This is a genomic window from Leptothrix cholodnii SP-6 (assembly GCF_000019785.1).
In the GTDB taxonomy this organism is placed as follows: domain Bacteria; phylum Pseudomonadota; class Gammaproteobacteria; order Burkholderiales; family Burkholderiaceae_C; genus Sphaerotilus; species Sphaerotilus cholodnii.
Map to the genome: position 1 here is coordinate 986,908 of NC_010524.1, position 23,758 is coordinate 1,010,665.

A 23,758-nucleotide genomic window follows, 5' to 3' on the forward strand; every position below is an offset into this window, starting at 1 on the left:
GGGCATGTCGTCGAGTCGCCTTCTGCCGGGCAGCGGCCTGGCCGTGCTGGCGCTGCTGTTCAATGCGCTGACCTGGGGCCTGTCATGGTGGCCGTTTCGCGAGCTGCAGGCGGCCGGCCTGCATTCGCTGTGGAGCACGGTGCTGATCTACGGCGCCGCCGCGCTGGTGGTCGGCCTGTGGCGGCCGCGGGCCTGGGGCCAGCTGGCGCGATCGCCGGCGCTGTGGCTGATCATGCTGGCGTCGGGCTGCACCAACCTCGGCTTCAACTGGGGCGTGACGGTGGGCGATGTCGCCCGGGTCGTGCTGCTGTTCTATCTGACGCCGCTGTGGACGCTGCTGCTGGCGCGCTGGCTGCTCGGTGAACACGCCGATGCGGCCGTCTGGCTGCGGGTGGCGATGGCGCTGGGCGGCGCGGTGCTGGTGCTGACCTCGTCCCATGCCGCCGAGTCGGCCGACGGCGCGGCACGGGCCGTCTCGATGCCCTTGCTGGCCGACGTGCTGGCGATCGGCGGCGGCTTCTTCTTCGCGCTCAACAACGTGATGCTGCGCCGCGCCGCCCATCACCCCGACGAGGGGCGGGCGCTGGCGATGTTCGTCGGCGGCACGCTGGTGTCTCTGCTGGTCGCCACGCTGGGTGCGGCGGACGTCGGCGTCATGGCGCTCAGCCGGATCGACTGGCCGCCGATGCCCGCGGCGAGCTGGGTGCTGCCGGCGCTCGGCCTGGCGGTGGCTTTCCTGTTCGCCAACCTGGCGCTGCAATACGGCGCCACCCGCCTGCCGGCCAATGTCACCTCGGTCGTGATGCCCAGCGAGATCCTGTTCGCGGCGGTCTCGGCCGCCTGGTGGGCTGGCGAGGTGATGACGCCGATGCTGCTGGTCGGCGGGGCGCTGATCCTGGGCGCCACGCTGCTCGCGGCCTGGCAGCACGCCTGACGGGCGGTATCGCCGCCGTCAGTGCTGGATCGGCGCGGTCGGCTCGAACACCCGCTCGAAGGTGCGGTCGTGCTGGGCCAGCACCCGCAGCAACTCGGCCTCGTCGAGCGGCGTGGTCAGGTAGGCGTCGCAGCCTGCAAACGTGGCGCGGATGCGGTCGATCGCGCCGGCCCGGTGCGCCAGCGCCACGATCACCGGTGCGAGCCCCGTCAGCGTGGGCCGGCGCTTGATGCGCCGGCAGGCCTGGAAGCCGTCGATGCCGTCCTGGCCGAGGCCGAGGAAGACGAAGCCGTAACACTGCTCGTCGCACATGCGCACCGCCTCGTCGGTGCTGCGCGCCAGCGTCACGCCGTAGCCGTAGCGGCTCAGCAGGTCGTGCAGCACGCGCCGCTCGGCCGGGCTGGCGCTGACGACCAGCACCTCGTCGAGGCGTGATTCGCCCTCGATCAGCACCGAGTTGCTGTAGACGCTGCTGTTGTGGAAGTCGCCGACCCGCTGGTGGGCGTCGACATCCTGCTGGCGGGCCCGCCCGCTCGGGCGCGCCGGGCGGCGCTGTGCCATCGCGTTGAGCGCGCGCATGACCTGGATGGCGTCGATCGGGCGCGCCAGGTGGGCCGCCGCGCTCATCGGTGCGGCCGCGCCGCCGATGAAGATGGCGTCGCGCACCCGGCCGGCGCGGCCGACCGCCAGCACCGCCTCGGGCTGGTCGGCGTCGGCCACCACCAGGTCGCTGTCGTGCAGGTTGGGGATGACCTCGTAACCCCGGTCGTGGGCGCCGGCCAGTCGGAAGTAGCTCTCGAGCGTGCTGCGCTCGAAGCTCGAGAAACCGACGAAGACCACCCGGTGGGCGGAGTGCATAAAGAGCCCCAGAAACGATTGTTACAGACGGAAACCCCGTGGATTCTTTGGGCGGCCCTGCTCGACGTCAAGGTCAACGGTGACCGTGTCGTGTCGAGCACCCGCATCCGGGTGGCTTGGGCCTCGATGGCGCCGCGCGGTTGCGCCGTTTATCAGATTGAGATGGGCGCTGCGGCCCTCCTGTGCGCCGCCGATAATCCGGTCCCCCCAAATGCCCCTGCCGCTGCCGCACAGGCGGTGCGGCGCACCGGAGTCTGTCCATGTTCGAACACGTCGATGCCTATGCCGGCGACCCCATCCTGACGCTCAACGAGAACTTCCAGAAGGACACTCGCGCGGGCAAGATCAACCTGTCGATCGGCATCTACTTCGACGACGCCGGCCGCCTGCCGGTGATGCAGGCGGTGCGCGAGGCCGAGACGCAGATGCTGCAGGCGATCGGCCCCAAGCCCTATCTGCCGATGGTGGGCGCGGGCAACTACCGCGAGCAGGTCCAGCACCTGCTGTTCGGCGCCGACCACGAAGCCGTGCGCAGCGGCCGCATCGCCACCATCCAGACGCTCGGCGGCTCGGGTGGCCTGAAGGTGGGCGGCGACTTCCTCAAGAAGTATTTCCCGGGCTCGGCGGTCTGGGTCAGCGATCCGACCTGGGACAACCACCGCGCCATGTTCGAGGGCGCCGGCTTCGCGGTGCACACCTATCCGTACTACGACCCGGCCACCGGCGGCCTGCGTTTCGACGCCATGCTCGAGACGCTGCGCGGCCTGCCGCGCCACAGCATCGTGCTGCTGCACGCCTGCTGCCACAACCCGACCGGTGTCGACCTGAGCCCGGCGCAGTGGCGAACGCTGATCCCCCTGCTGGCCGAGCGCGAGCTGCTGCCCTACGTCGACATCGCCTACCAGGGCTTCGGTGACGGCGTGGTCGAGGATGCCTTCGCGGTGCGCGCGCTGGCCGACGCCGGCATCGCGTTCTTCGTCGCCAACAGCTTCTCGAAGAGCTTCTCGCTCTACGGCGAACGCGTCGGCGGGCTCAGCGTGGTCTGCCCGACCGCGGCCGAGGCCGGCCTGGTGCTCGGCCAGCTGCAGACCGCCGTGCGCAAGAACTACTCCAGCCCGCCCACGCACGGCTCGCAGATCGTCGCGCGCGTGCTCGGCACGCCGGCTCTGCACCAGACCTGGAACGACGAGCTCAGCGCGATGCGCCAGCGCATCAAGGCGATGCGCGAGCGCCTGCACGCGGTGCTGAGCGCCAAGCTGCCCGGGCGTGACTTCGGCTATTTCCTGAGCCAGCGCGGCATGTTCAGCTACACCGGCCTGAGCGCCGAGCAGGTCGACGAACTGCGCGAGGTGCACGCCGTGTACCTGGTGCGCTCGGGGCGCATGTGCGTGGCCGGCCTGAACTCGGGCAACGTCGAGGCCACGGCGACGGCGATCGCCGCGGTGCTCGCCCGCTGAGTCCGCAGCCAGCGCTCGCAAGGCAGACGGCGGGGACGGCCGTTCAGGTGTCGGTGGCCGCCGCCTCCGGGGCGGTGCCGGCACCGAATTCCTGGCTCACGGCCTGATCGATCAGGGCGTGCAGCCAGCGGTGCGACGGCTCGCGTTCGCGCCGGCGGTGCCACAGCATCTCGACCTGCACCCGGCCCATGTCCATCGGCAGGCGTCGCGTCACCAGTTCGCGCCGGTAGCCGGTGGATTCGATGAATGACGCCGGCAGCACCGTCAGCAGGTCCGAGCGTGTCACCACCCGCCCGGCAGTGAAGAACTGGTTGACGGTCAGCACGATGCGCCGCTGGCGGCCGAGCGCGTTCAGCGCCTCGTCGACAAAACCGTGCGCCCGGCCCGAGAAGCTCACCAGCAGGTGGTGGGCGTCGCAGAAGGTGTCGAGCGTCAGCGGCACCTTGGCCAGCGGGTGGCCGCGCCGCATCACGCAGACGTATTCGGTGTCGTAGAGCAGCTGGTGGCGCAGCAGTGCCTGGCTGCCCTCGGCCACCAGCGCCGTCACCGCGGCCGGAAAGTAGCCGATCGCGACATCGGCCTCGCCCTGTTCGATCAGGCGGTGGGGGTCGCGTGTGGTCAGCGGCAGCAGCCGCAGGTTGGCGAGCGCCCGGGCCTGCTCGATCGCTGCCACCAAGGCCGGCACGATGATCGCCGCGGTGGCGTCGGCCATCGCCAGCCGGAAGGTGGCCGCCTGCTCGCGCGGCAGGAACTCGCCCGGCGCGAGCGCCTGTTCGAGCAGACCGAGCGCTTCGCGCACCCGCGGCCACAGTGCCTCGCCCTCGGCGGTGGGGCGCATGCCGTGCGCGGTGCGCACCAGCAGCTCGGCACCGGCGGCCGCGCGCAGGCGACGCAAGGCGTGGCTCACCGCCGGCTGCGTCAGCGCAAGGGTCTGCGCCGCACGGGTCAGGCTGCCTTCGGTCATGACCGCATCAAACACGCGCAGCAGGTTCAGGTCCAGGGTACGGAAGTTCACGGGGCTCGTCTCATGAACAGGATGAATAGCACTACTGAGCAGAATTCAGTAGACCGACATAGGTGTAAACCCTAAAGTTCGGTCATGGAGAAAACATTTCTCCGCTTTTGGGAAGTGGGACATGAGCACCTTTGTTGCACCGAACCTCGCCGGCCTGCCGGTTCCTGGCGGCCTGCGGTTCCAGGTGGGTCGCGCTTTGCACGCCGTCTGGCGTGGCATGGAGCGCGTCGGCCAGGCGCGTGCCGCCGCCGAGCTGCAGCGCCTGGCTGACGAGCGTCGCGGCATCGACGCCGAACGTGCGGCCTGGTTTGCCGGGTTGGCCGCCGATTGCCGCCGCAACGCGAAGCAGGCCTGAGCGTCAGGCCGCGACCTTCGTTTCGATTTCAGGAGTCCATGATGACCTCGATGACCTTTCAAGCCGCCAGCCCGTTTTTCATGCGTCCGCCGCGTGGCGCGCGCTGGGCCGCTGCCGCCTTCCTGCGCCTGATCGACGCGTTCGATTTCAGCCGGAAATCCGGCGCAGTCCAGCGCGACAGCCGTGCGGAAGAGGCCGAGTCGGTGCGGGAGATGGCGCGCAGCATCGAAGCCTCCGATCCGGGTTTTGCTGCCGACCTCTACGCGGCGGCGAACCGCCACGAAACCCAGGGCTGAGTTCAGCCGTGCGAGATCGCCACGGTCTTGAGCGTCGAGTAGGTGTAGAGCGCTTCCAGCCCCTGCTCGTGGCCATGACCTGACGAGCCGAAGCCGCCCAGCGGCCGTTCGATGCCGGCGCCCGGTCCGCCATCGTTGACATGCACCTGGCCGCACCGCAGGGCCCGCGCCAGCCGAAGCTGCCGTCCGCCATCGCGGGTCCAGATGCTTGCGCGCTGTCCGCCGAAGGTGCCGTTGCCGATGGCGAGTGCCTGGGCCTCGTCCTCGAAAGGCACCAGCACCTGCACCGGGCCGTGGATCTCTTCCTGCACCAGCCGGTGATCGGGGTGCACGGGCGAGAGCAGCGAGGGGCAGACGTAGTGCCCGCCGGCCGTGCCACGGCCACGCTCGATGCGGCCCTGGGCGACGATGTTGAGGCCGCTCTCCCGGGCGAACGCCAGATAGCCCTCGATCTGGTCGCGCCGGTGCTCCGAGATGACCGGCCCGAGGTCGAGATCGGCCAGGGCCGGGCCGACCCGCAGCGCGCGGTAGCGCTGCGCCATGCGGTCGAGCACGTCGACGTAGACCGATTGCTGAACCAGCACGCGCGAGGCGGTCCAGCCGCACTGGCCGGCGTTGTGGATGCCCGCGTTGACCAGCGCCGGCACGGCGAGATCGAGGTCGGCATCGGCGAACAGGAGTTGCGGGCTCTTGCCGTCCAGCATCAGCGACACCGGTTTCGACTGCTGGGCTGCGCTGACCTGAACCTGCCGCCCGACGGTCGGCGAGCCGGCAAACGACACGTGCTGCACGCCGGGGTGGGCCACCAACGCCGCGCCCGCTTCGCTGCCCAGACCCGGTACCACGTTCAGCGCGCCAGCCGGCAGACCCGCCTCGTGCGCGATGTGGGCAAACGCGAGCGCGCTCAGGCAGGCCTGCTCGGCGGGTTTGACGATGCAGGCGTTGCCCATCGCCAGTGCGGCACCCACCGAGCGGCCGAGCATCGGCAGGCTGTCGCTCGAGGGCAGCAGATGGCCGACCACGCCGATCGGTTCGCGCAAGGTGAAGGTGGTGCAGCCTGGTGCCGAGGCCATCGTCCGGCCGCTGATCTTGTCGGCCGCGCCGGCGTGGAACTCCAGGCTGCGCGCCAGTGCCAGCGCGTCGGTGCGGGCCTGCGTGAGCGGCTTGCCGGTGTCGAGTGCCTCGAGGCGGGCCAGTTCGTCGATGCGTTCATGGACCAGCGCGCCGATGCGCTGAAGGCAGCGGCCGCGTTCGGCTGCGCTGGCCTGTGCCCAGGCATCGGGCTCGTCGGCCCGCAGCGCGCGCCGTGCGGCCTGGACGGCCGCATCGATGTCGCTGGCGCCGCCGCGTGCGATCCGGCCCAGTTCACTGCCGTCGGACGGATTGAACAGGGCCAGGGTCTGCGTGCTGTGCCCCGCTTGCCACTGACCGTCGACGTAGATCAGGCTGGGATCGAATGGCAGTTCTCGCGCCGGTGCTGGAGCCACGACTTCCTCCTCATGCTTGCCGCCGCGAGGCCGGGCGCCCTGCTGCCCGACTCGGCGACCGCCGGTTCGCGGCGATCATAGGGCCGGCCTCGGCGGCAAGTCGGGCGGGCGGCGGCGGGCATGTATCCGATTGCAGCCGGCCCGGGTTCAGCGCTTGAGCGAGTCCCGGATCTCGCGCAGCAGCACGATGTCTTCGGCCGGCGGGGGCGGCTCGGCCGGTGCGGGCGCCGGTGCCGGGGCGCTCTGCAGTCGGTTGATCTGCTTGATCATCATGAAGATGATGAACGCCAGGATCATGAAATTGATCGCCACGGTGATGAAGCTGCCGTAGGCCAGCACCGCGCCAGCCTTCTTGGCCTCGACCAGCGTGGTGGCGGTCTGGCCGGCCAGCGGGATGAAGTAGTTGCTGAAGTCCAGCCCGCCGAAGATCTTGCTGACGATCGGCATGATGACGTCGCCGACCAGCGATTCGACGATCTTGCCGAACGCGCCACCGATGATCACGCCGACGGCCAGGTCGACCACGTTGCCCTTGACGGCAAACGCCTTGAATTCGCTCAACACACTCATGGCTGATCCCTCTTCTTCTGTGAACCGACACGGTGCCGGCCCTCGCTCGTGAAGTATTCACGTGGGTCGGATCGTGTCAATCCTGGGTGGCGCTGTTGTTTTTGAGCCAGCGCAGGGGGTGGGTCGTCATGCCTGCGGGTACGCGCTGTCAGGGAAAGCCGGATGCCGTGGACTAGAATCCCGGGTTGCCCCCATCACAGACCGGATCTTCTTTCCCTGAGGAATCACATGAGTGACCAGCAAGTCGACCAAGCCAAACGGACGTGGCTGATTGCGTCGAGCTGCGCAGGCGCCATCGGTGGCGTTGCAGCCGCGGTGCCTTTCGTCAGTACCTTCGCGCCCTCCGAGCGCGCCAAGGCAGCCGGTGCGGCGGTCGAAGTCGACATCAGCGCCATCAAGCCGGGCGAAAAGCTCACCGCCGAATGGCGCGGCAAGCCCGTCTGGATCGTGCGTCGCACGCCCGAGCAGCTGGCCGCCCTCAAGGGTCTCGACAGCCAGATGGCCGACCCCGGCAACGCGCGCACGGCCTATCCCGTGCCCGAGTACGCCAAGAACGAACACCGTTCGATCAAGCCCGAGTTCCTCGTCGTCGTGGGCATCTGCTCGCACCTCGGTTGCTCGCCGTCGGACAAGTTCCAGGCCGGCCCGCAGCCCTCGCTGCCCGACGACTGGCAAGGCGGGTTCCTGTGCCCCTGCCATGGCTCGACCTTCGACCTCGCCGGGCGTGTCTACAAGAACAAGCCTGCGCCGGACAACCTCGAGGTGCCGCCGCACATGTATCTGTCGGACACCAAGTTGCTCATTGGCGAAGACAAGAAGGCTTGAAAAGGATCCGAGGTCAACATGGCTGAATTCAAAGAAGCGCCCGCCGACGCAACGGCGGCCGTCAAGCTGATGACATGGGTGGACAACCGGTTTCCGGCCACCAAGCTCTACAAGGAGCACCTGTCCGAGTACTACGCGCCGAAGAACTTCAACTTCTGGTATTTCTTCGGCTCGCTGGCGCTGCTGGTGCTGGTGATCCAGATCGTCACCGGCATCTTCCTGGTGATGCACTACAAGCCCGACGCCAACCTAGCGTTCGCTTCGGTCGAGTACATCATGCGCGATGTGCCGTGGGGCTGGCTGATCCGCTACATGCACTCGACCGGCGCCTCGGCGTTCTTCGTCGTGGTCTACCTGCACATGTTCCGCGGCATGATCTACGGCTCGTATCGCAAGCCGCGCGAACTGGTCTGGGTGTTCGGTTGCCTGATCTTCCTGTGCCTGATGGCCGAAGCCTTCATGGGCTATCTGCTGCCCTGGGGCCAGATGTCCTACTGGGGCGCGCAGGTGATCGTCAACCTGTTCGCTGCCGTGCCCTTCGTCGGTGAAGACCTCGCGCTGCTGATCCGTGGCGACTTCGTCGTCGGCGATGCCACCCTGAACCGCTTCTTCAGCTTCCACGTCATCGCCGTGCCGCTGGTGCTGCTGGGCCTGGTGGTCGCGCACATCATCGCGCTGCACGAAGTGGGTTCGAACAACCCCGACGGCGTCGAGATCAAGGCCAAGAAGGATCCCAAGACCGGTCATCCGCTTGACGGCATTCCTTTCCACCCGTACTACAGCGTGCATGACCTCGTCGGCGTGACCGTCTTCCTGATGGTGTTCACCGCGGTCGTCTTCTTCGCGCCCGAGTTCGGTGGCTACTTCCTCGAGTACAACAACTTCATCCCGGCCGATCCGTTCAAGACGCCGGCGCACATCGCTCCGGTCTGGTACTTCACGCCGTTCTATTCGATGCTGCGTGCCACCACCGACACCATGATCAACGTCCTGAGCGTGATCATCGCGGCAGCGGCCGTGCTGGGCGTGCTCAAGGGTGGTCTGTCGGGCAAGGGCAAGCTGATCGCCCTGGTCGGCGCCGTGGTCGCGATCGGCCTGCTGAAGATCTTCGATGCCAAGTTCTGGGGTGTCGTGGTGATGGGCGGTGCGGTCATCATCCTGTTCTTCCTGCCTTGGCTGGACAAGAGCCCGGTGAAGTCGATCCGTTATCGCCCGACGTGGAACCTGTACCTCTACGCGGTGTTCGTGGTCTTCTTCCTGGTGCTGGGCTACCTCGGCATCCAGCCGCCTTCGGACATCGGCACGCTGGTTGCCCAGGTCGGCACGCTGTTCTACTTCGGCTTCTTCCTGCTGATGCCCTGGTGGACTCAGCTCGGCACGTTCAAGCCCGTGCCCGATCGTGTGACCTTCGCGGCCCACTGAGCCAGGACCACGGAGCAACAACATCATGAAAAAGCGTTTCGCCTCCCTGATTGCCGGGCTTGCTGCCTGTTTCGTGCTGGCCGTGCCGGTGGCCCAAGCGGCGTCCGGTGGCATGCCTCTGGACCGGTTCCCGGAAGAGAAGCTGCAGGACACCGCTGCCCTCCAGCGTGGTGCCAAGCTGTTCGTCAACTACTGCCTCAACTGCCACTCGGCCGCCTTCATGCGCTACAACCGCATGCAGGACATCGGTCTGACCGTCGAGCAGATCAAGACCAACCTGATGTTCGCCACCGACAAGGTCGGCGACACCATGAAGGTCTCGCTCGATCCCCGGCAGGCCAAGGACTGGTTCGGCGCCACGCCGCCCGACCTGACCGTTGTGGCGCGCTCGCGTGCCGGCCTGGGTGGTTCGGGCGCAGATTATCTGTACACCTACCTGCGCACCTACTACCGCGACGACACCAAGGCGACCGGCTGGAACAACCTGGTGTTCCCCAGCGTGGGCATGCCTCACGCCCTGTGGGAGCTGCAGGGTGAACGTCGCGCGGTCTACGAAGAGCACGCCGATGCGCACGACGCCAGCAAGGTGACGCACGTGTTCAAGGGTTTCGAGCAGATCAAGCCCGGCCAGATGACTGCTGCCGAATACGACAGCGCAGTCGGTGATCTGGTTGCCTACCTGCAATGGATGGGTGAGCCTGCACAGGGCTACCGGGTCAAGCTCGGTGCCTGGGTGCTCCTGTTCCTGTCGATCTTCACGCTGTTCGCCTGGCGCTTGAACGCGGCGTACTGGAAAGACGTGAAGTGATGCCCTGACATCGACCGACCCGGACGGGTCGGCTGTCAGCGCGCAGGGGTGGCTTGGCCACCGCTGCGCGATTTTCTTTTTTCTGAACCGCACTGCAAGGAGCGACCCCAGCCATGATGGTGCTTTATTCCGGCACGACCTGCCCGTACTCGCATCGCTGCCGCTTCGTCCTGTTCGAAAAGGGCATGGACTTCGAGATCCGCGACGTCGATCTCTACGCCAAGCCCGAGGACATCGCGCTGATGAATCCGTACAACGAGGTGCCGATCCTCGTCGAGCGGGAACTGATTCTGTATGAATCGCACATCATCAACGAGTACATCGACGAGCGTTTCCCGCATCCGCAACTGATGCCCGGCGACCCGGTGGCACGTGCTCGCGTGCGCCTGTTCCTCTTCAACTTCGAGAAGGAACTGTTCACGCACGTCAACCTGCTCGAAGGCCGTGGCGGCGTGAAGGGCAACGACAAGCAGCTCGAGAAAGCCCGTTCGCAGATCCGCGATCGCCTGACGCAGCTCGCACCGATCTTCCAGAAGAACCGCTACATGCTGGGCGACGACTTCTCGATGCTCGACGTCGCGATCGCGCCGCTGCTGTGGCGCCTCGACTACTACGGCATCGACCTCTCGAAGAACGCGGCGCCGCTGCTCAAGTACGCTGAACGCATCTTCTCGCGTCCGGCCTACATCGAGGCACTGACGCCGTCCGAGAAGGTGATGCGCAAGTAAAGGCGAAGTCCAGATGCCCACCCCCGTCGCGCCCGATGCCCAGGGCACCTCGACCCGGCCCTATCTGATCCGTGCCTTGCACGACTGGTGTACCGACAACGGCTTCACGCCGTACTTGGCGGTCTACGTCGACGCCAGCGTGCAGGTGCCGATGGAGTACGTGAAGAACCACGAGATCGTGCTGAACGTCGGTTTCGACGCCACCAGCGGGCTTCGCCTGGGCAACGAGTTTGTCGAGTTCAAGGCGCGCTTCGGCGGGGTCGCGCGCGAGATCGTCGTGCCCATCGACCATGTGATCGCGATCTACGCGCGTGAAAACGGTCAGGGCATGGCGTTTCCGGTGCCGACCGATGCATCGCAAGCCGGGGCTTCCGCCGGTGCCGGCACCGAGATGTCGCCCGGCTCGACCACCGTGCCGACGGTGACCGGCCTGCGCCTGGCGAGCGCCCCGGTTGGCGACTCGCCGTCGCCGACGGTGGAACCATCGCCGGCGCCGGTCGCCGACGACCACGAGCCCACGCCGCCGCCATCGACGGGTGGCAGCCGCCCGTCTCTCAAGCGGGTGAAGTGACGCGGCGTTGCGTCGCTGCGCTCGCTCTACAATCCCGCTTCGTTTTCGATCGTGCCTCTGACGTGCCGGCTTAGCTCAGCTGGTAGAGCACCCGCCTTGTAAGCGGAAGGTCGTCCGTTCGATTCGGACAGCCGGCACCACAGCCGTCCTGGCACGGACATCCGCCTTTCCACCGTCCGTGCAGGCGCTCGCCGCGATCGGGTCTGCGCGAGCCGTCTTCGGCGCCGACTTGCGCCGCACCCCTGCGTGTGACCGACGCATCGACGGCGCTGCCGCAGGACTCGCATCATGGACCGATTCCACCTCTATCTCGACAGCGCCGATCTGGGCGAGTTGCGGCGCTGTCTGCCGCATCCGGTCGTGCATGGCGTGACCACCAATCCGACCTTGCTGCGGCGCGCGGGTGTCCGGCGGGCCGGGTTGCCGGACCTGCTCGGCGAGATGCTCGCGATGGGCGCCCGCCAGGTTCAGGCGCAGGTCCAGAGCCAGGATGCGCCGGGCATGCTCGACGACGCCCATGACCTGCTGCGGCACTTCGCGCCCGGGCAGCTGGTGATCAAGATCCCGGCCACGCGCGAAGGCCTGCGCGCAGGCGCGCAACTGGTGGCACGCGGCGTGCCGGTCACCTACACCGCCGTCTATGCGCTGGAGCAGGTGCACTTTGCGGCCCAGCTCGGTGCCAGCTATGCCGCGCCGTACCTCGGGCGACTCGACGACTCAGGCGTCGACGGCCTCGCCCTGATCGCCCGGATGCAGGCCTTGCTGCAGTCCTGCGGCGGCGCGACGCGGCTGCTGGTGGCCAGCGTCCGCGACCGCGAGGCCTACCTGAACCTGCTGCGACTGGGCGTGGGCGCCATCACCATCCCGCCCCGGCTGCTGGGCGAGCTGCTCGACCATCCCGCCACCCTGCAGGCCGAGCAGGCGTTCCTCGCCGACGCTCAGGCCTCGGACTGATCCCTTGCATCGCTGGCTCTGGTTGCTCGCCGGTGCCCTGAGCCTGCTGCTCGGGGTGATCGGCATCGTCGTGCCCCTGTTGCCGACGACCCCTTTCGTGCTGCTCGCCGCAGCGTGTTTCTCGCGTGGCAGCGCGCGCTGGGAGCGCTGGCTGCTCGCGCATCGACAGTTCGGTCCGATCGTGCGCGATTGGCGTGAACACCGTGCCGTGCCGCTGCGCGCCAAGCAGTTCGCGACCGTGATGATGGTGTTCGGCAGCGCCTTTGCCGCCTGGCGCCTGCCGATGCTGAACTGGCTGCCGGCTCTGTGCTGCAGCATCGTGGCGCTCTGGTTGTGGCGCCTGCCGACACGACAGGCTGCCGCCTCGATCGCACCGGTGTCCGAATGGCGCGCAATGGACCGTCAGTCCGGTGCCGGTGGGGCCGGATCGTCCCACTCCGGAAACAGCGACAGCGACTGACCCTGCGCACCGGCTTCGACGGGGGCGGGGGCTGCCTTGCGCTGTGCCGCCGCGGTGGGGCGCCGGATCGGTGCGGGCTCGGGCATCGGCGCGCGCGCGGTGGCCGTCGGCGGGGTGTCGATGCCGACCGCGTGGCTCAGGTTGCCCACCCGCACGCCCAGCAGGCGCAGGCGCCGGCTGAGGTTGATGCGCTTCAGGCATTGCCCGGCCGCGGCACGGATCAGCTGCCCGTCGGCCGTCGGCAGCGCCACCGTGTGATCGCGCGTGACGGTGCGGAAATCGTCGAACCGCAGCTTGATGCCGATGGTGCGCCCGACGTAACCCTTGCGTCGCAGGTCGTCGCCGACGCGCTCGCACAGGTCGGTGAAGATCCGGCCGAGCAGGGCGCGATCGGTGCGCGGATGCAGGTCGCGCTCGAAGGTGGTCTCGCGGCTCATCGACACCGGCTCGCTTTCGGTCACCACCGGGCGGTCGTCCTGGCCGTGAGCGGCGGCCAGCAGCCACTCGCCGTGATGAGCGCCGAAGTGATCGCTCAGCCACGCCGGGCTCTGGCGCGCCAGCTCGCCGATGGTGTGCACGCCCAGGGATTCGAGCCGAGCACTGGCCTTCGGGCCGACGCCGTGGATGCGCCGCACCGGCAGCGGCCAGATCCGGCTGGCGACGTCTTCGGCCATCACCACCGTCAGGCCATCGGGCTTGTCGAGATCGCTGCAGATCTTGGCCAGCAGCTTGTTGGGCGCCAGACCGACCGAGCAGCTCAGACCGGTGGCACGCCGCACGTTGTTCTTGAGCTCCTGCGCCAGCGCACGCGCGCCGCCGAGCGGGTCGTGGCCGACCGCCTCGCGCGCGCCGGGCACGTCGCTCAGGTCGATGTAGATCTCGTCGATGCCCCGGTCCTCGATGGCCGGCGCCAGTTCGGCCACGGCGGCCTTGAACAGGCGCGAGAGCCGCCGGTACTCGTCGAAATCGGCCGGCAGCAGGATCGCCTGCGGCGCCAGCGCCGCCGATCGCATCAGGCCCATGCCCGAGTGCACGCCGAGCGCCCGCGCCTCGTAGGTCGAGGTGGTGACGACACCGCGGCCGGTGTAATCGCGCAGCCGCGGCCAGTCGTCGCCCGCAGCAGGCGACGCACGCCGCCCGCCCACCACCACCGGCAAGCCGCGCAGTTCAGGCCGGCGCAGCAGTTCGACCGAGGCGTAGAACGCGTCCATGTCGAGGTGGGCGATCAGGCGTGGGGGCAGCGCGTCGGCCATGCGCGATTGTGTTTCATTCAGCTTGTGGGGCCACGATCGGGTCTGCCGCTTGTGGTGTCCTGAAAAAGATGGGATGATTTCCCACATGAAAGGCAGAAACGCCTGCTGCGAGCGCCAAACCCGTCCGACCCAGGAGAGACTCATGTCCGCACCGATCCCCCATTCGCGCCGCGCGCGACTCGTTCAACTCAGCCTGGCCGCACTGGCCGTGGCCGCGATCGCTGCCTGCGGCGGGGGCGGCGGGGTCGGGGCGGGGGGCACGGGCATCACCTCGGGCACGGTCAACGGCTTCGGTTCGGTGATCGTCGGCGGCGTGCGCTACGACGACAGCAGCGCCTCGATCAGCCGTGAAGATGCCAACGACGACGGCAAGCTGCGCCTGGGCATGTCGGTCGACGTGAGCGTGGACGACAGCTGTGGTCTGGCCGCCACGTCCTGCGTGGCACGCGGATTCGAGATCCGCAGCGATCTGGCCGGCGAAATCACGGCTGACGCGCTCGACCCTGTCTCTGGCAACGGCACGATCACCGTGATGGGCCAGGACATCGCGGTGACGGCGAGCACCTTCATCCACCGCTCCTCGGGTGTCGCCTCGGGCCTCGGTCTCGACGCGGGTCAGATCGTCAAGGTGCACGGCCGCCGGGCGGCAGCCAGCGGTGTGACCGACTGGGTGGCGACCTACATCGAGATCAAGGCGGCCAGCGATGCTGGCCTCGGCACGCTGAACAGCAGCTTCCAGTTCCGCTTGGCGGGCACGCTCACGGGTACGACCGGCAACTACCAGATCGGTGGCGAGCCGGTGGACCTGGCGGGCCTCACCGTGCCGACCGGCACGAACCCCTTTGTACGGGTGCGGATCACGCCAGCGGCAGATCGTCCGGTGGGCGGCTGGGACGTCGTCGAGATCAAGTCGCAGCGCAGCCGAGCGCTCGATCAGCGTGGCCGCTCGCGTGTCGAGGTCCAGGGTTATGTCGAGTCGGCCACCGTCGGTGCTACCAGCACGGTGCTGGTGATCAACGGCGTCGACGTGATCGTCGCAGACAGCCCCGCCGTCGAGTTCGATGACGGCGCCACCTACGACGGACTGGCGACCACCACGAGCGTCGTCGAGGTCAAGGGCTCGATCAACGACGCCGGTCAACTGGTGGCAACCAAGGTCGAACTCAGCGACGAGGCCGAGCGCGAGTTCCACGTGCGGCCCAACGAGGTATCGGCCGTCACGGCGACGACGTTCACGGTGTCCAAGGCCAACACCGATCCGTTGGTCGTCGAATTCGATGCCGGCGACTTCGACCGTGCCACGGCTGCGGACATCGGCAACAGCATCCTGGAGATCAAGGGCAACATCGACCGCACCACGGGCCGCCTGATCGCCACGCGCATCAAGCGCGACGACTGAGTTTCTCCCCGGTTGCGGTCTCGCTCGTTCCGGTCCTTCGGGGCCGGCAGGCAGAACCGTTTCGAGTGCCGGCAAGCCCCCCGAGCTGGCCTCACACCCCCACGCTTTGTCGTGGGGTTTTTTTTGCCTGCGCCACCCGGGCCCGCTGCCTAGAATGAAGCCATGATTTCCCGCGAACCCACCCTCGAACGCCTGGTCACAGCCCGTCAACTGCTGCTGGAGCCCTTCGGTCTGACCGATGCCAGCCTCACGCAGGCGCTCAACACGGTCGCGGCCCACAAGGTCGACGATGCCGACCTCTACTTCCAGTACACCCGCAGCGAGGGCTGGAGCCTGGAAGAGGGCATCGTCAAGAGCGGCAGCTTCAGCATCGACCAGGGCGTGGGCGTGCGTGCCGTGGTGGGCGAGAAGACGGCGTTTGCCTATTCGGACGACATCTCCGAGGCCGCCTTGCTCGATGCCGCACGCACCGTGCGCACCATCGCCTCGGCCGGCCTGAGCCGGCGCGTCAAGCTGGATGTGCCGCAGCAGGTGGCCGGCAGTCGCACGCTCTACGCCAACATGGACCCGATTGCCACGCTCGACAGCGCGCAGAAGGTGGCGCTGCTGGAGCGGGTCGAGAAACTCGCCCGCGCCAAGGACCCGCGCGTGGTGCAGGTGATGGCCGGTCTGGCCGCCGAGTACGACGTGGTGCTGGTGGCACGCGCCGACGGCACGCTGGCCGCCGACGTGCGCCCGCTGGTGCGCCTGTCGGTCACGGTGATCGCCGAGCAGAACGGCCGCCGCGAGGTCGGTTCGTCGGGTGGCGGCGGGCGCTTCGGCTTCGGCTATTTCCAGGACGACGTGATGTCGCGCTACGTCGACCTGGCGGTGCACGCCGCGCTCACCAACCTCGAGAGCCGCCCCGCGCCGGCCGGCGAGATGACGGTGGTGCTGGGTTCGGGCTGGCCCGGCATCCTGCTGCACGAGGCGGTCGGCCACGGGCTGGAAGGCGACTTCAACCGCAAGGGTTCGAGCACCTTCTCCGGCCGCATCGGCCAGCGCGTGGCAGCCAAGGGCGTGACGGTGCTCGACGACGGCACCATCGCCGATCGCCGCGGCTCGCTCAACGTCGACGACGAGGGCCACGCCACGCAGCGCAACGTGCTGATCGAGGACGGCATCCTCAAGGGCTACATCCAGGACTCGCTCAACGCCCGCCTGATGAAGACCGCGCCCACCGGCAACGGCCGGCGCGAGAGCTACGCCCATGTGCCGATGCCGCGCATGACCAACACCTACATGCTGGCCGGCGACAAGACGCCCGAGGAGATCATCGCCAGCATCGACCGCGGCCTCTACGCCAGCAACTTCGGCGGCGGCCAGGTCGACATCACGAGCGGCAAGTTCGTGTTCTCGGCCAGCGAAGCGTATTGGGTCGAGAAGGGCAAGATCCTCTACCCGGTCAAGGGCGCGACGCTGATCGGCAACGGCCCCGAGGCGATGATGCGGGTGTCGATGATCGGCAACGACATGGCGCTCGACCCGGGCGTGGGTACCTGCGGCAAGGACGGCCAGAGCGTGCCGGTGGGCGTGGGCCAGCCGACGCTGCGCATCGACGGCATCACCGTCGGCGGCACGGCCTGAGTGCGGCACGGGCGCCACAGCATCGGGGCACCCCCGATGGCATCGTCAGGGCGCCGTGCTAGATTCCAGCTCATGTCTCGTTTTGCGTTCTTCTTTTCGTACTTTTGGTTCTCGCACCGCACCGGCGGAGGAGAGGCCTGAGCGTACGCAAGACAGCACGCCAGACACCTTCAAAGACCGCCGGATGCCCCGGCGGTTTTTTTTTGCCTCGTCGATTCGTTCTTTCCGTTTTCAACTGACCTGGACCCGCACATGAACGCCAAGCACAGCCCCCACGCCGCCGATCATTGGCCTGCACCCGTGGACAAGACCTCGCAGACCGATGACGAAAGGATTGTTGACGTGGTGCCATTGCCTCCCCCCGAACACCTGATCCGCTTCTTCCCGATCAGCGGAACGCCGGTCGAGACCCTGATCGGCCAGACCCGCCACACCATCCGCGAGATCCTGCATGGCCGCGACGACCGCCTGCTGGTGATCATCGGCCCGTGCTCGATCCACGACCCCGCCGCCGCGCTCGAATACGCCCGCCGCCTGCTGCCGTTGCGCCAGAAATACGCCGGCACGCTGGAGGTGGTGATGCGCGTGTACTTCGAGAAACCGCGCACCACGGTCGGCTGGAAGGGCCTGATCAACGACCCGTACCTCGATGAGAGCTACCGCATCGACGAGGGCCTGCGCATCGCGCGTCAGCTGCTGCTCGACATCAACCGCCTGGGCATGCCCGCCGGCAGCGAGTTCCTCGACACCATCAGCCCGCAGTACATCGGCGATCTGATCGCCTGGGGCGCGATCGGCGCGCGCACCACCGAGAGCCAGGTGCACCGCGAACTGGCCTCGGGCCTGTCGGCGCCGATCGGCTTCAAGAACGGCACCGACGGCAACATCAAGATCGCCACCGATGCGATCCAGGCTGCCGCCGGCGCGCACCATTTCCTGTCGGTGCACAAGAACGGCCAGGTGTCGATCGTCGAGACCCGCGGCAACAAGGATTGCCACGTCATCCTGCGCGGTGGCAAGGCGCCCAACTACGACGCCGAGAGTGTCGCCGCCGCCTGCAAGGACCTGGCGGCGGCCAAGCTCGAGCAGCGTCTGATGGTCGACTGCAGCCACGCCAACAGCAGCAAGCAGCACCAGCGCCAGATCGACGTGGCCCGCGACATCGCCGCGCAGATGGCCGGCGGCAGCCGCTCGATCTTCGGCGTGATGGTCGAGAGCCACCTGGTGGCCGGCGCGCAGAAGTTCAGCCCCGGCAAGGACGATCCGCGCAACCTGGCCTTCGGCCAGAGCATCACCGACGCCTGCATCGGCTGGGACGACTCGGAGCAGGTACTGGAAATCCTGCATCAGGCGGTTCAGGCGCGCCGCGGCTGAGGCGCTACGATGACCGACGGCCCATCTGCGGGCCGTCTCGTTTGGAGGAAATCAAATGCCGTATGTGAACGTGGTCTGGGGGCCTGAGCTCGAGCAGTCGATCGTGGTCGACAGCGCGATGCCGCAAGCCGATGCGCGGGCCTGGCTCGACGCCCAGTATCTGGCGCTCGACTGCCAGCCCCTGCGCGCCTCGGGCAAGGTGCTGGTGGCCGACAAGCTGCTGTCGATCGCCGACACCGGCGGCCAGAAGCAGTTTGCCGACGCCGCCTGGGCGCAGTCGTTTGCGCAGGCGGCGACCGGTTCGACCGGCCGCGATCACGTCAGCATCGACATTGCCGGCCTGACCGTGCGGTTCTGAACCGGATCGGTGCGCCGTGCGCGGCGCCCGTTTCGATCAGCCTTGCGCGCGCTCGAGCCGCTCGCTGTGCCAGTAGACGTCGTCGCCGCCCAGGCCGTCGAGGTTGGCACGGTTGAGCACGCGGGCCAGCACGAACAGCAGGTCCGACAGGCGATTCAGGTAGTGGCGCGGCGCTTCGTTGATGGCCTCGGCCGCCGCCAGCGCCACCACCGCCCGTTCGGCCCGGCGCGCGATCGTGCGGGCCACGTGCGCCAGTGCCGCGCTGCGGGTGCCGGCCGGCAGGATGAATTCCTGCAGGCGCGGCAGTTGCGCGTTGTAGTGCGCCAGCGCCTCGTCCAGGCGCAGCACGGCCTCGGTCTTGAGCAGCGTGTAGCCGGGGATCGAGAGCTCGCCACCGAGGTTGAAGAGCTCGTGCTGGATCACCACCAGCAGCTCGCGCACGTCGGCGGGCAGCGGTTCGGCCAGCAGCACGCCGAGCTGCGAATTGAGTTCGTCGACGTCGCCCATGGCCTGCACGCGCAGGTGATCCTTGGGCACGCGTTGTCCGTCGCCCAGGCCGGTGGTGCCGTCGTCGCCGGTGCGGGTGCTGATTTGTGTGAGTCGATGTGCCATGGCGCGATCGTAGCGCCGGCACAATGCCGGTTTTGGAGACCCTGACCATGACCCCAGCCGCCGACCTGAACGACGCCGAGATCGGTGAACTCGACGATCTGCTTGCCGCCATCCCCGAACCGCTGGAGGCGCTCGATGTCGTGATGCTCGACGGCTACCTGTGCGGCGTGCTCGCACAGCCGATGGCGCTGCCGCCCGAACAATGGCTGCCACCGGCGTTCGACTGGAACCTCGCCGTCGACGAGGACGGCTCGGTCAGCGGCCAGGTGCTCGGCCCCGACACCGTCGGCTGGCACTCAGCCAAGCACGAGCGGCTGGTGAGCCTGGTGATGCGCCGCCATGCCGCGCTGAACCAGTCGCTGGTGGCCGACGGCTGGTTCGACCCGCTCGTGATGCAGCCCACCGACGACGATGGCAATCCGCTGAAGGGTCGCGAGGCGATGACGGCGGCACTCGCGCCCTGGGTGATCGGTTTCGAGCACGCGCTCAACAACTTCCCGGCGCTGCAGGACATGGCGGCGCCCGAACTGCCCGATCTGCTGGCCTGCCTGTGGCGTCACCTGCCGGAGCAGACCGAAGACGAAAAGGCCTACACCAAGGCGCTCGACGACGAGCATCCGTTGAAGTCGCTGGATGCGGCGATCGAGGACCTGGTCGCCAACGTGGTCGAGATCGCCGACCTCGGCCGCGGTCAGATGCTGAAGGTCGAAACCGTGCGGCGCACCGAGCCGAAGGTCGGTCGCAACGATCCGTGCCCTTGCGGCAGCGGGCGCAAGTTCAAGCAGTGCCACGGCCGCAGCGAAAGTGCCTGAGCGGACGGGTTGATGTGGGCATCGCCGGGTGCCGCATCGGCTTGATGATCATCAAGGCCGACGGCGGTCTCGATGTCACACTGAAACCCGTCGAACGAGTTGGAGACCTGAAATGAAAATCCTGGTTGCTGTCGATGGCAGCGAATACACCCGCCGCATGGTCGCCTATTGGGCTGCCCATGATGAATGGCTGGGGCCGGCGCACGAGTACACCGTGCTGACCGTGGTGCCGACCATTCCGCCTCGTGCTGCGGCCGTGCTCGATCGGGAACTGCTGCAAGGCTATTACGCCGATGAGGGCGAAAAGGTTTTCAAGCCGCTGCGCACGTTTCTCGATGCCCAGCGCATCAGCGCGACTTTCCTCAGCAAGACCGGTCATGTGGCCGATGCCATCGCCAAGACCGCCGACGAGGGGCATTTCGATCTGGTCATGATGGGCTCGCACGGCCACAACCAGCTGGGCAATCTGGTGATGGGCTCGGTGGCGACGCGCGTCATTGCGGCTTGCAAGACGCCTGTTCTGCTGATTCGCTGATGCGATGTGCGGTGGAGCCGTTGCGGCTTCTGCGCAGAATGTTCGGCAAAGCGGCCGTGATCGGCGGTTCGCCAGGAGCCCGCGGGATGCGGGTCTCCGATGCCTTCCGTGTCAGCGGATCGGCGTGACAGCCTCTCGGGCGACAGCCTTGCCGGGCTTGGTCTTGGCCTTGCGTCCCGGTTTTGATGCCGGCGCTTCGATCTGGTCGGATGCCGCCTGATTGGTGAGGCTCATCTCGAGGCCGAAAGCGGTGCCGTAGTCGGCAAAATCCTGCGGATGCTTGCGCACTGCCGGACGCTTGCCTGCCTTGACGGGTTTGGCCTTGCGGCCGAAAAAGCCGAGCCAGCGTGACCATGAAAAAAGTGTGCTCATTCTGGTTTCTCCCTGGCCGTTTTCAGGCCTTTCACTGAACGCCGGTTGCATGCGCAGGCCGGGCCGCAGAGTCCGAATCACGCGGGTCGAGGACCGGCTCGACCTGATTCAACGCTGTAACTGGCTTGCGTATGCAGAAGCGATGATTCTGTAACCGGAAACCCCGTGGCTCTCGCAGTCAAGTGTAGCGATTGGTTTCCAAGCTCGATCAGGGCATAACCCCTCTCGTCACTGCGCCCGTGCAGGATGTCCGGGTTGCTGCTTCGTATCAGCGACATCCAGCTTTCCGGGATGCCGCGGGTCGTGAGCGAGGTGGTGACGAACTCGCTGGCCACCACCGCGGAACGTTCGTCGTTGGGCCTGACACGCAGGTTGGCCGCCACATGCCGGTGCACGTCGCCGCCGAGTGCGACGACGTCCTGCACGCCGCTGTCGACCAGGTGCTGCAGCAGCCGTGCGCGCGATGACGCATAGCCGTCCCAGCCGTCGGTGTGCACCAGTTGCCGGCCCAGCGTCTCGAGCCCAGAGGCGCTCATCTGCGTGGCCTGGCCGATCAGTTTCCAGCGCCGCTGGCTGTGTGCGAGCCCTCGGTGCAGCCAGTTTTCCTGCGCGGGGCCGAGCATCGTTCGGTGCCGGTCTGCCAGTTCGTCGCAATGCCAGCGCAGATGCCCGCCCGATTCGTCCGCCGCGTTGCAGGCTTGCACGCTGCGGTGCTGGCGGCCGTCGAGCGTCCACAGCTCGGCCAGTCGGCCCCACGTGTAGCGGTCGTGCATGCGCATGCCCCGTTCGCCCGGGAACTGATCGAGCGCGAGCGGCAGGTGCTCGAAGTAGGCCTGGTAGGCCGCCGCGCGGATGCTCACGAACTCGGCCGCCGACAACTCGCCGGTACCCAGCGCGGCGGCATAGTCGTTGCGCACCTCGTGGTCGTCCCAGGCCAGGATCCACGGGTGCGCCGCATGGGCCGCCTGCAGGTCGTGGTCGAGTTTGTAGGTGGCGTGGCGGGCCCGAAACTGGTCCAGCGTTTCAGGCGCAGGCCCTTCATGCGGCCTGCGCAGAAAGCTCGGGTTGCTGGAGTCGTAGACATAGTCGCCCACGAACAGCACCAGATCGAGGTCGCTGGCCGCGATCTCGCGGTGCACCGTGAAGCGGCCTTGTTCGTAGTGCTGGCACGACGCCAGCGCCAGGCGCAGCCGCGCCGGCTGGCTGTCGGCCGGTGGTGCGGTGCGTGTGCGTCCGATCGGGCTCACCGCGTTGCCGGTGATGAAACGGTAGTGGAAGACCCGCCCCGGCGGCAGCCGATCCACCTGGACCCGCACGCTGTGCGCCAGGCTCGGCAACGCCACCACCTCACCGGTGCGCACCGGCTGGGTGAAGGCCTCGTCGTGCGCCATTTCCCACCGCAGCGGGAGCGGCAGCGGGTCCATGCCGCCGCCATCGGCATGCGGTTCGGGGGCGAGCCGGGTCCACAGCACGACGCTGTCGGGCCGCGGCTGGCCGCTCGCGATCCCGAGCGTGAACGGATAGCGATCGAATCGGGGAGGGGTCGAAGGCAGCCGCATCTGCGACGGGCTTTCGGACGACCGAAGGCGTCCCGCCGCGAGCAGCAGCGCGGTGCCCGATAGGCGGCGGACCGCATCGCGACGAGAGATCAGCATGGCGGCGCGATCATAAAAGCATCGGCTCGAGCCCCCGTGCGCCGCTGGCCAGGGCCGCGCCAATGCGGTCGAGCAGCGATGCGCGGCCGCCGCTGGCACTGTCGATGCCGGCGTCGCCGAGCAGCTTCCACTGATGCCAGTGCAGCGCGATGTCGATCGTCACGTGCGGGTGCAGCACCTGCAGTTCGCCGCGCTCGACCTGCCGGCTGACGAGCGGCCAGGCGGCCACGCCGATGCCCCAGCCCAGCGCCACCGCCCGCACATACGCTTCGGCCGACGGCACGAAGCGCTGCTGCAGGCGGGGCGCGGGCAGGCCGAAGGCGCGCGCCACCCATTGCGCCTGCACGTCGTCCTTGCGGTTGAACACCACGAACGGCAGCTGCGCAAAGTTGCCGCGGTGCAGCCCTGCGGTGCCGAGCTGCCCTCCGACGAACGCCGGGCTGGCCACCGCCACGTAGCGCATCACGCACAGCGGTGTCACGCGGCAACCGCGCAGCGCCTCGCTGACCGTCGAGACACAGCCGAGCACCCGACCCTCGCGCAGCCATTCGTGGGTGAAGTCCTGGTCGTCGACCACCAGTTCGAGCGACACGCCCGAATCGACCAGCACCTGCAGCGCCGGCAGCACCCAGGTCGCCAGGCTGTCGGCGTTGACGGCGATCGGCACGCGCTCGTGGGTGTGGCCTCGCTCACCCAGCTCGCGGCTGACGTCGGCGTGCAGGGCCTGCATCTGGCGCGCGTAGCGCAACAGGATCTGTCCCGATCCGGTCAGCCGCAGCGGCCGTGAACGCACCACCAGCGGCTGGCCGACCTGTGTCTCGAGCGCCCGCAGGCGTTGCGAGACCGCGCTCTGCGTGATCGACAGCCGGCGGGCCGCGCGCTCGAAGCCTCCTTCGTCAACCAGGGCGGCCAGGCATTCGAGGGCTGCGGGATCGAGGATGTCCATCAGGCTTGCTTATCAATATTGAAAGATATTAATCCTGCTTTTCAAGCGAGCGACCGTCTTGCACCATCCGCCGCAA

Annotated in this window: 26 protein-coding genes and 1 tRNA gene; 18 read left to right on the top strand and 9 right to left on the bottom strand. The window is 67.9% G+C overall.

Features of this window, described 5'->3' with window-relative positions; translation table 11 throughout:
* Positions 1–4 precede the first annotated feature (4 nt).
* Positions 5–934 (top strand): DMT family transporter, encoded by a 930-nt coding sequence (locus tag LCHO_RS04605; RefSeq protein WP_012345956.1) that lies wholly within the window; start codon positions 5–7, stop codon positions 932–934.
* A gap of 18 nt (positions 935–952) precedes the next feature.
* Here LCHO_RS04605 and LCHO_RS04610 read toward each other — a convergent pair whose 3' ends face one another.
* Positions 953–1,792, bottom strand: coding sequence for a response regulator transcription factor (locus tag LCHO_RS04610; RefSeq protein ID WP_012345957.1), 840 nt, complete (start codon positions 1,790–1,792; stop codon positions 953–955).
* A 260-nt stretch (positions 1,793–2,052) separates the two neighbouring features.
* On the opposite strand from LCHO_RS04610, the gene LCHO_RS04615 reads away from it, so the two are divergent.
* Positions 2,053–3,249 (top strand): amino acid aminotransferase, encoded by a 1,197-nt coding sequence (locus LCHO_RS04615; protein ID WP_012345958.1) that lies wholly within the window; start codon positions 2,053–2,055, stop codon positions 3,247–3,249.
* Between the two features lie 43 nt (positions 3,250–3,292).
* Here LCHO_RS04615 and LCHO_RS04620 read toward each other — a convergent pair whose 3' ends face one another.
* On the bottom strand, positions 3,293–4,264 hold the full coding sequence (locus tag LCHO_RS04620; RefSeq protein ID WP_012345959.1) for a LysR family transcriptional regulator: 972 nt from the start codon (positions 4,262–4,264) through the stop codon (positions 3,293–3,295).
* Positions 4,265–4,385: 121 nt separating this feature from the next.
* Between LCHO_RS04620 and LCHO_RS04625 the strand changes: the two genes are divergently transcribed.
* Together LCHO_RS04625 and LCHO_RS04630 are read left to right on the top strand one after the other, a co-directional pair.
* Complete coding sequence (locus LCHO_RS04625; RefSeq protein ID WP_012345960.1) at positions 4,386–4,619, top strand: hypothetical protein; 234 nt, start codon at positions 4,386–4,388, stop codon at positions 4,617–4,619.
* A 41-nt stretch (positions 4,620–4,660) separates the two neighbouring features.
* Positions 4,661–4,915 carry a hypothetical protein gene (locus LCHO_RS04630; RefSeq protein ID WP_012345961.1) on the top strand — a complete coding sequence of 85 codons (255 nt, stop codon included), beginning with the start codon at positions 4,661–4,663 and terminating at the stop codon, positions 4,913–4,915.
* Positions 4,916–4,917: 2 nt separating this feature from the next.
* Here the strand turns inward: LCHO_RS04630 and LCHO_RS04635 are convergent, their stop codons facing one another.
* Positions 4,918–6,402 carry an aldehyde dehydrogenase family protein gene (locus LCHO_RS04635; protein ID WP_012345962.1) on the bottom strand — a complete coding sequence of 495 codons (1,485 nt, stop codon included), beginning with the start codon at positions 6,400–6,402 and terminating at the stop codon, positions 4,918–4,920.
* A 147-nt stretch (positions 6,403–6,549) separates the two neighbouring features.
* Positions 6,550–6,972, bottom strand: coding sequence for a large conductance mechanosensitive channel protein MscL (gene mscL / locus LCHO_RS04640; protein WP_012345963.1), 423 nt, complete (start codon positions 6,970–6,972; stop codon positions 6,550–6,552).
* 228 nt (positions 6,973–7,200) lie between these two features.
* Here mscL and petA point away from each other — a divergent pair, with 228 nt between their 5' ends.
* From petA to LCHO_RS04680, 8 genes are all read left to right on the top strand, one after another.
* Positions 7,201–7,797 carry a ubiquinol-cytochrome c reductase iron-sulfur subunit gene (gene petA / locus LCHO_RS04645; protein WP_012345964.1) on the top strand — a complete coding sequence of 199 codons (597 nt, stop codon included), beginning with the start codon at positions 7,201–7,203 and terminating at the stop codon, positions 7,795–7,797.
* A gap of 18 nt (positions 7,798–7,815) precedes the next feature.
* Positions 7,816–9,219: a cytochrome b gene (locus LCHO_RS04650; protein WP_012345965.1), complete on the top strand. Its 1,404-nt coding sequence runs from the start codon at positions 7,816–7,818 to the stop codon at positions 9,217–9,219.
* A 25-nt stretch (positions 9,220–9,244) separates the two neighbouring features.
* Positions 9,245–10,027, top strand: coding sequence for a cytochrome c1 (locus LCHO_RS04655; RefSeq protein WP_012345966.1), 783 nt, complete (start codon positions 9,245–9,247; stop codon positions 10,025–10,027).
* Positions 10,028–10,140: 113 nt separating this feature from the next.
* Positions 10,141–10,755: a glutathione S-transferase N-terminal domain-containing protein gene (locus tag LCHO_RS04660; protein ID WP_012345967.1), complete on the top strand. Its 615-nt coding sequence runs from the start codon at positions 10,141–10,143 to the stop codon at positions 10,753–10,755.
* A 13-nt stretch (positions 10,756–10,768) separates the two neighbouring features.
* Positions 10,769–11,326, top strand: a complete 558-nt coding sequence (locus LCHO_RS04665) for a ClpXP protease specificity-enhancing factor (RefSeq protein WP_012345968.1) — start codon at positions 10,769–10,771, stop codon at positions 11,324–11,326.
* 64 nt (positions 11,327–11,390) lie between these two features.
* A tRNA-Thr gene (locus LCHO_RS04670) sits at positions 11,391–11,466 on the top strand.
* 148 nt (positions 11,467–11,614) lie between these two features.
* A complete protein-coding gene (locus tag LCHO_RS04675; protein WP_012345969.1) occupies positions 11,615–12,280 on the top strand; it encodes a transaldolase family protein in 666 nt (221 codons plus the stop codon).
* 22 nt (positions 12,281–12,302) lie between these two features.
* The gene (locus LCHO_RS04680; protein WP_420805704.1) at positions 12,303–12,740 is read left to right on the top strand and encodes a YbaN family protein; all 438 of its coding nucleotides are present in this window, start codon (positions 12,303–12,305) and stop codon (positions 12,738–12,740) included.
* Here the strand turns inward: LCHO_RS04680 and dinB are convergent.
* Complete coding sequence (dinB, locus tag LCHO_RS04685) at positions 12,683–13,993, bottom strand: DNA polymerase IV (RefSeq protein WP_012345971.1); 1,311 nt, start codon at positions 13,991–13,993, stop codon at positions 12,683–12,685. The two genes, LCHO_RS04680 and dinB, sit on opposite strands and share 58 nt — an antisense overlap.
* Before the next feature lie 142 nt (positions 13,994–14,135).
* Here dinB and LCHO_RS23625 point away from each other — a divergent pair, with 142 nt between their 5' ends.
* The 4 genes from LCHO_RS23625 (at position 14,136) to LCHO_RS04705 (ending at position 18,750) form a co-directional block, all read left to right on the top strand.
* On the top strand, positions 14,136–15,392 hold the full coding sequence (locus LCHO_RS23625; protein ID WP_012345972.1) for a DUF5666 domain-containing protein: 1,257 nt from the start codon (positions 14,136–14,138) through the stop codon (positions 15,390–15,392).
* Positions 15,393–15,554: 162 nt separating this feature from the next.
* Positions 15,555–17,018: a metalloprotease TldD gene (gene tldD / locus LCHO_RS04695; protein WP_012345973.1), complete on the top strand. Its 1,464-nt coding sequence runs from the start codon at positions 15,555–15,557 to the stop codon at positions 17,016–17,018.
* 252 nt (positions 17,019–17,270) lie between these two features.
* Positions 17,271–18,392 (top strand): 3-deoxy-7-phosphoheptulonate synthase, encoded by a 1,122-nt coding sequence (locus LCHO_RS04700; protein ID WP_012345974.1) that lies wholly within the window; start codon positions 17,271–17,273, stop codon positions 18,390–18,392.
* 55 nt (positions 18,393–18,447) lie between these two features.
* Positions 18,448–18,750, top strand: a complete 303-nt coding sequence (locus tag LCHO_RS04705; protein ID WP_012345975.1) for a hypothetical protein — start codon at positions 18,448–18,450, stop codon at positions 18,748–18,750.
* Positions 18,751–18,786: 36 nt separating this feature from the next.
* Here the strand turns inward: LCHO_RS04705 and LCHO_RS04710 are convergent, their stop codons facing one another.
* A complete protein-coding gene (locus LCHO_RS04710) occupies positions 18,787–19,362 on the bottom strand; it encodes a cob(I)yrinic acid a,c-diamide adenosyltransferase (RefSeq protein WP_012345976.1) in 576 nt (191 codons plus the stop codon).
* Positions 19,363–19,409: 47 nt separating this feature from the next.
* Between LCHO_RS04710 and LCHO_RS04715 the strand changes: the two genes are divergently transcribed.
* Together LCHO_RS04715 and LCHO_RS04720 are read left to right on the top strand one after the other, a co-directional pair.
* On the top strand, positions 19,410–20,174 hold the full coding sequence (locus tag LCHO_RS04715) for a YecA/YgfB family protein (RefSeq protein WP_012345977.1): 765 nt from the start codon (positions 19,410–19,412) through the stop codon (positions 20,172–20,174).
* 112 nt (positions 20,175–20,286) lie between these two features.
* On the top strand, positions 20,287–20,709 hold the full coding sequence (locus LCHO_RS04720; protein WP_012345978.1) for a universal stress protein: 423 nt from the start codon (positions 20,287–20,289) through the stop codon (positions 20,707–20,709).
* Between the two features lie 111 nt (positions 20,710–20,820).
* Here the strand turns inward: LCHO_RS04720 and LCHO_RS04725 are convergent, their stop codons facing one another.
* The 3 genes from LCHO_RS04725 to LCHO_RS04735 all read right to left on the bottom strand — a co-directional run bounded on the left by LCHO_RS04725 (position 20,821) and on the right by LCHO_RS04735 (position 23,682).
* Positions 20,821–21,081, bottom strand: a complete 261-nt coding sequence (locus LCHO_RS04725) for a hypothetical protein (RefSeq protein WP_012345979.1) — start codon at positions 21,079–21,081, stop codon at positions 20,821–20,823.
* A gap of 77 nt (positions 21,082–21,158) precedes the next feature.
* Positions 21,159–22,799 carry an alkaline phosphatase D family protein gene (locus tag LCHO_RS04730; protein WP_223210507.1) on the bottom strand — a complete coding sequence of 547 codons (1,641 nt, stop codon included), beginning with the start codon at positions 22,797–22,799 and terminating at the stop codon, positions 21,159–21,161.
* Positions 22,747–23,682 (bottom strand): LysR family transcriptional regulator ArgP, encoded by a 936-nt coding sequence (locus LCHO_RS04735; RefSeq protein ID WP_012345981.1) that lies wholly within the window; start codon positions 23,680–23,682, stop codon positions 22,747–22,749. Before LCHO_RS04735 ends, LCHO_RS04730 begins: the two co-directional genes overlap by 53 nt.
* Positions 23,683–23,758 lie beyond the last annotated feature (76 nt).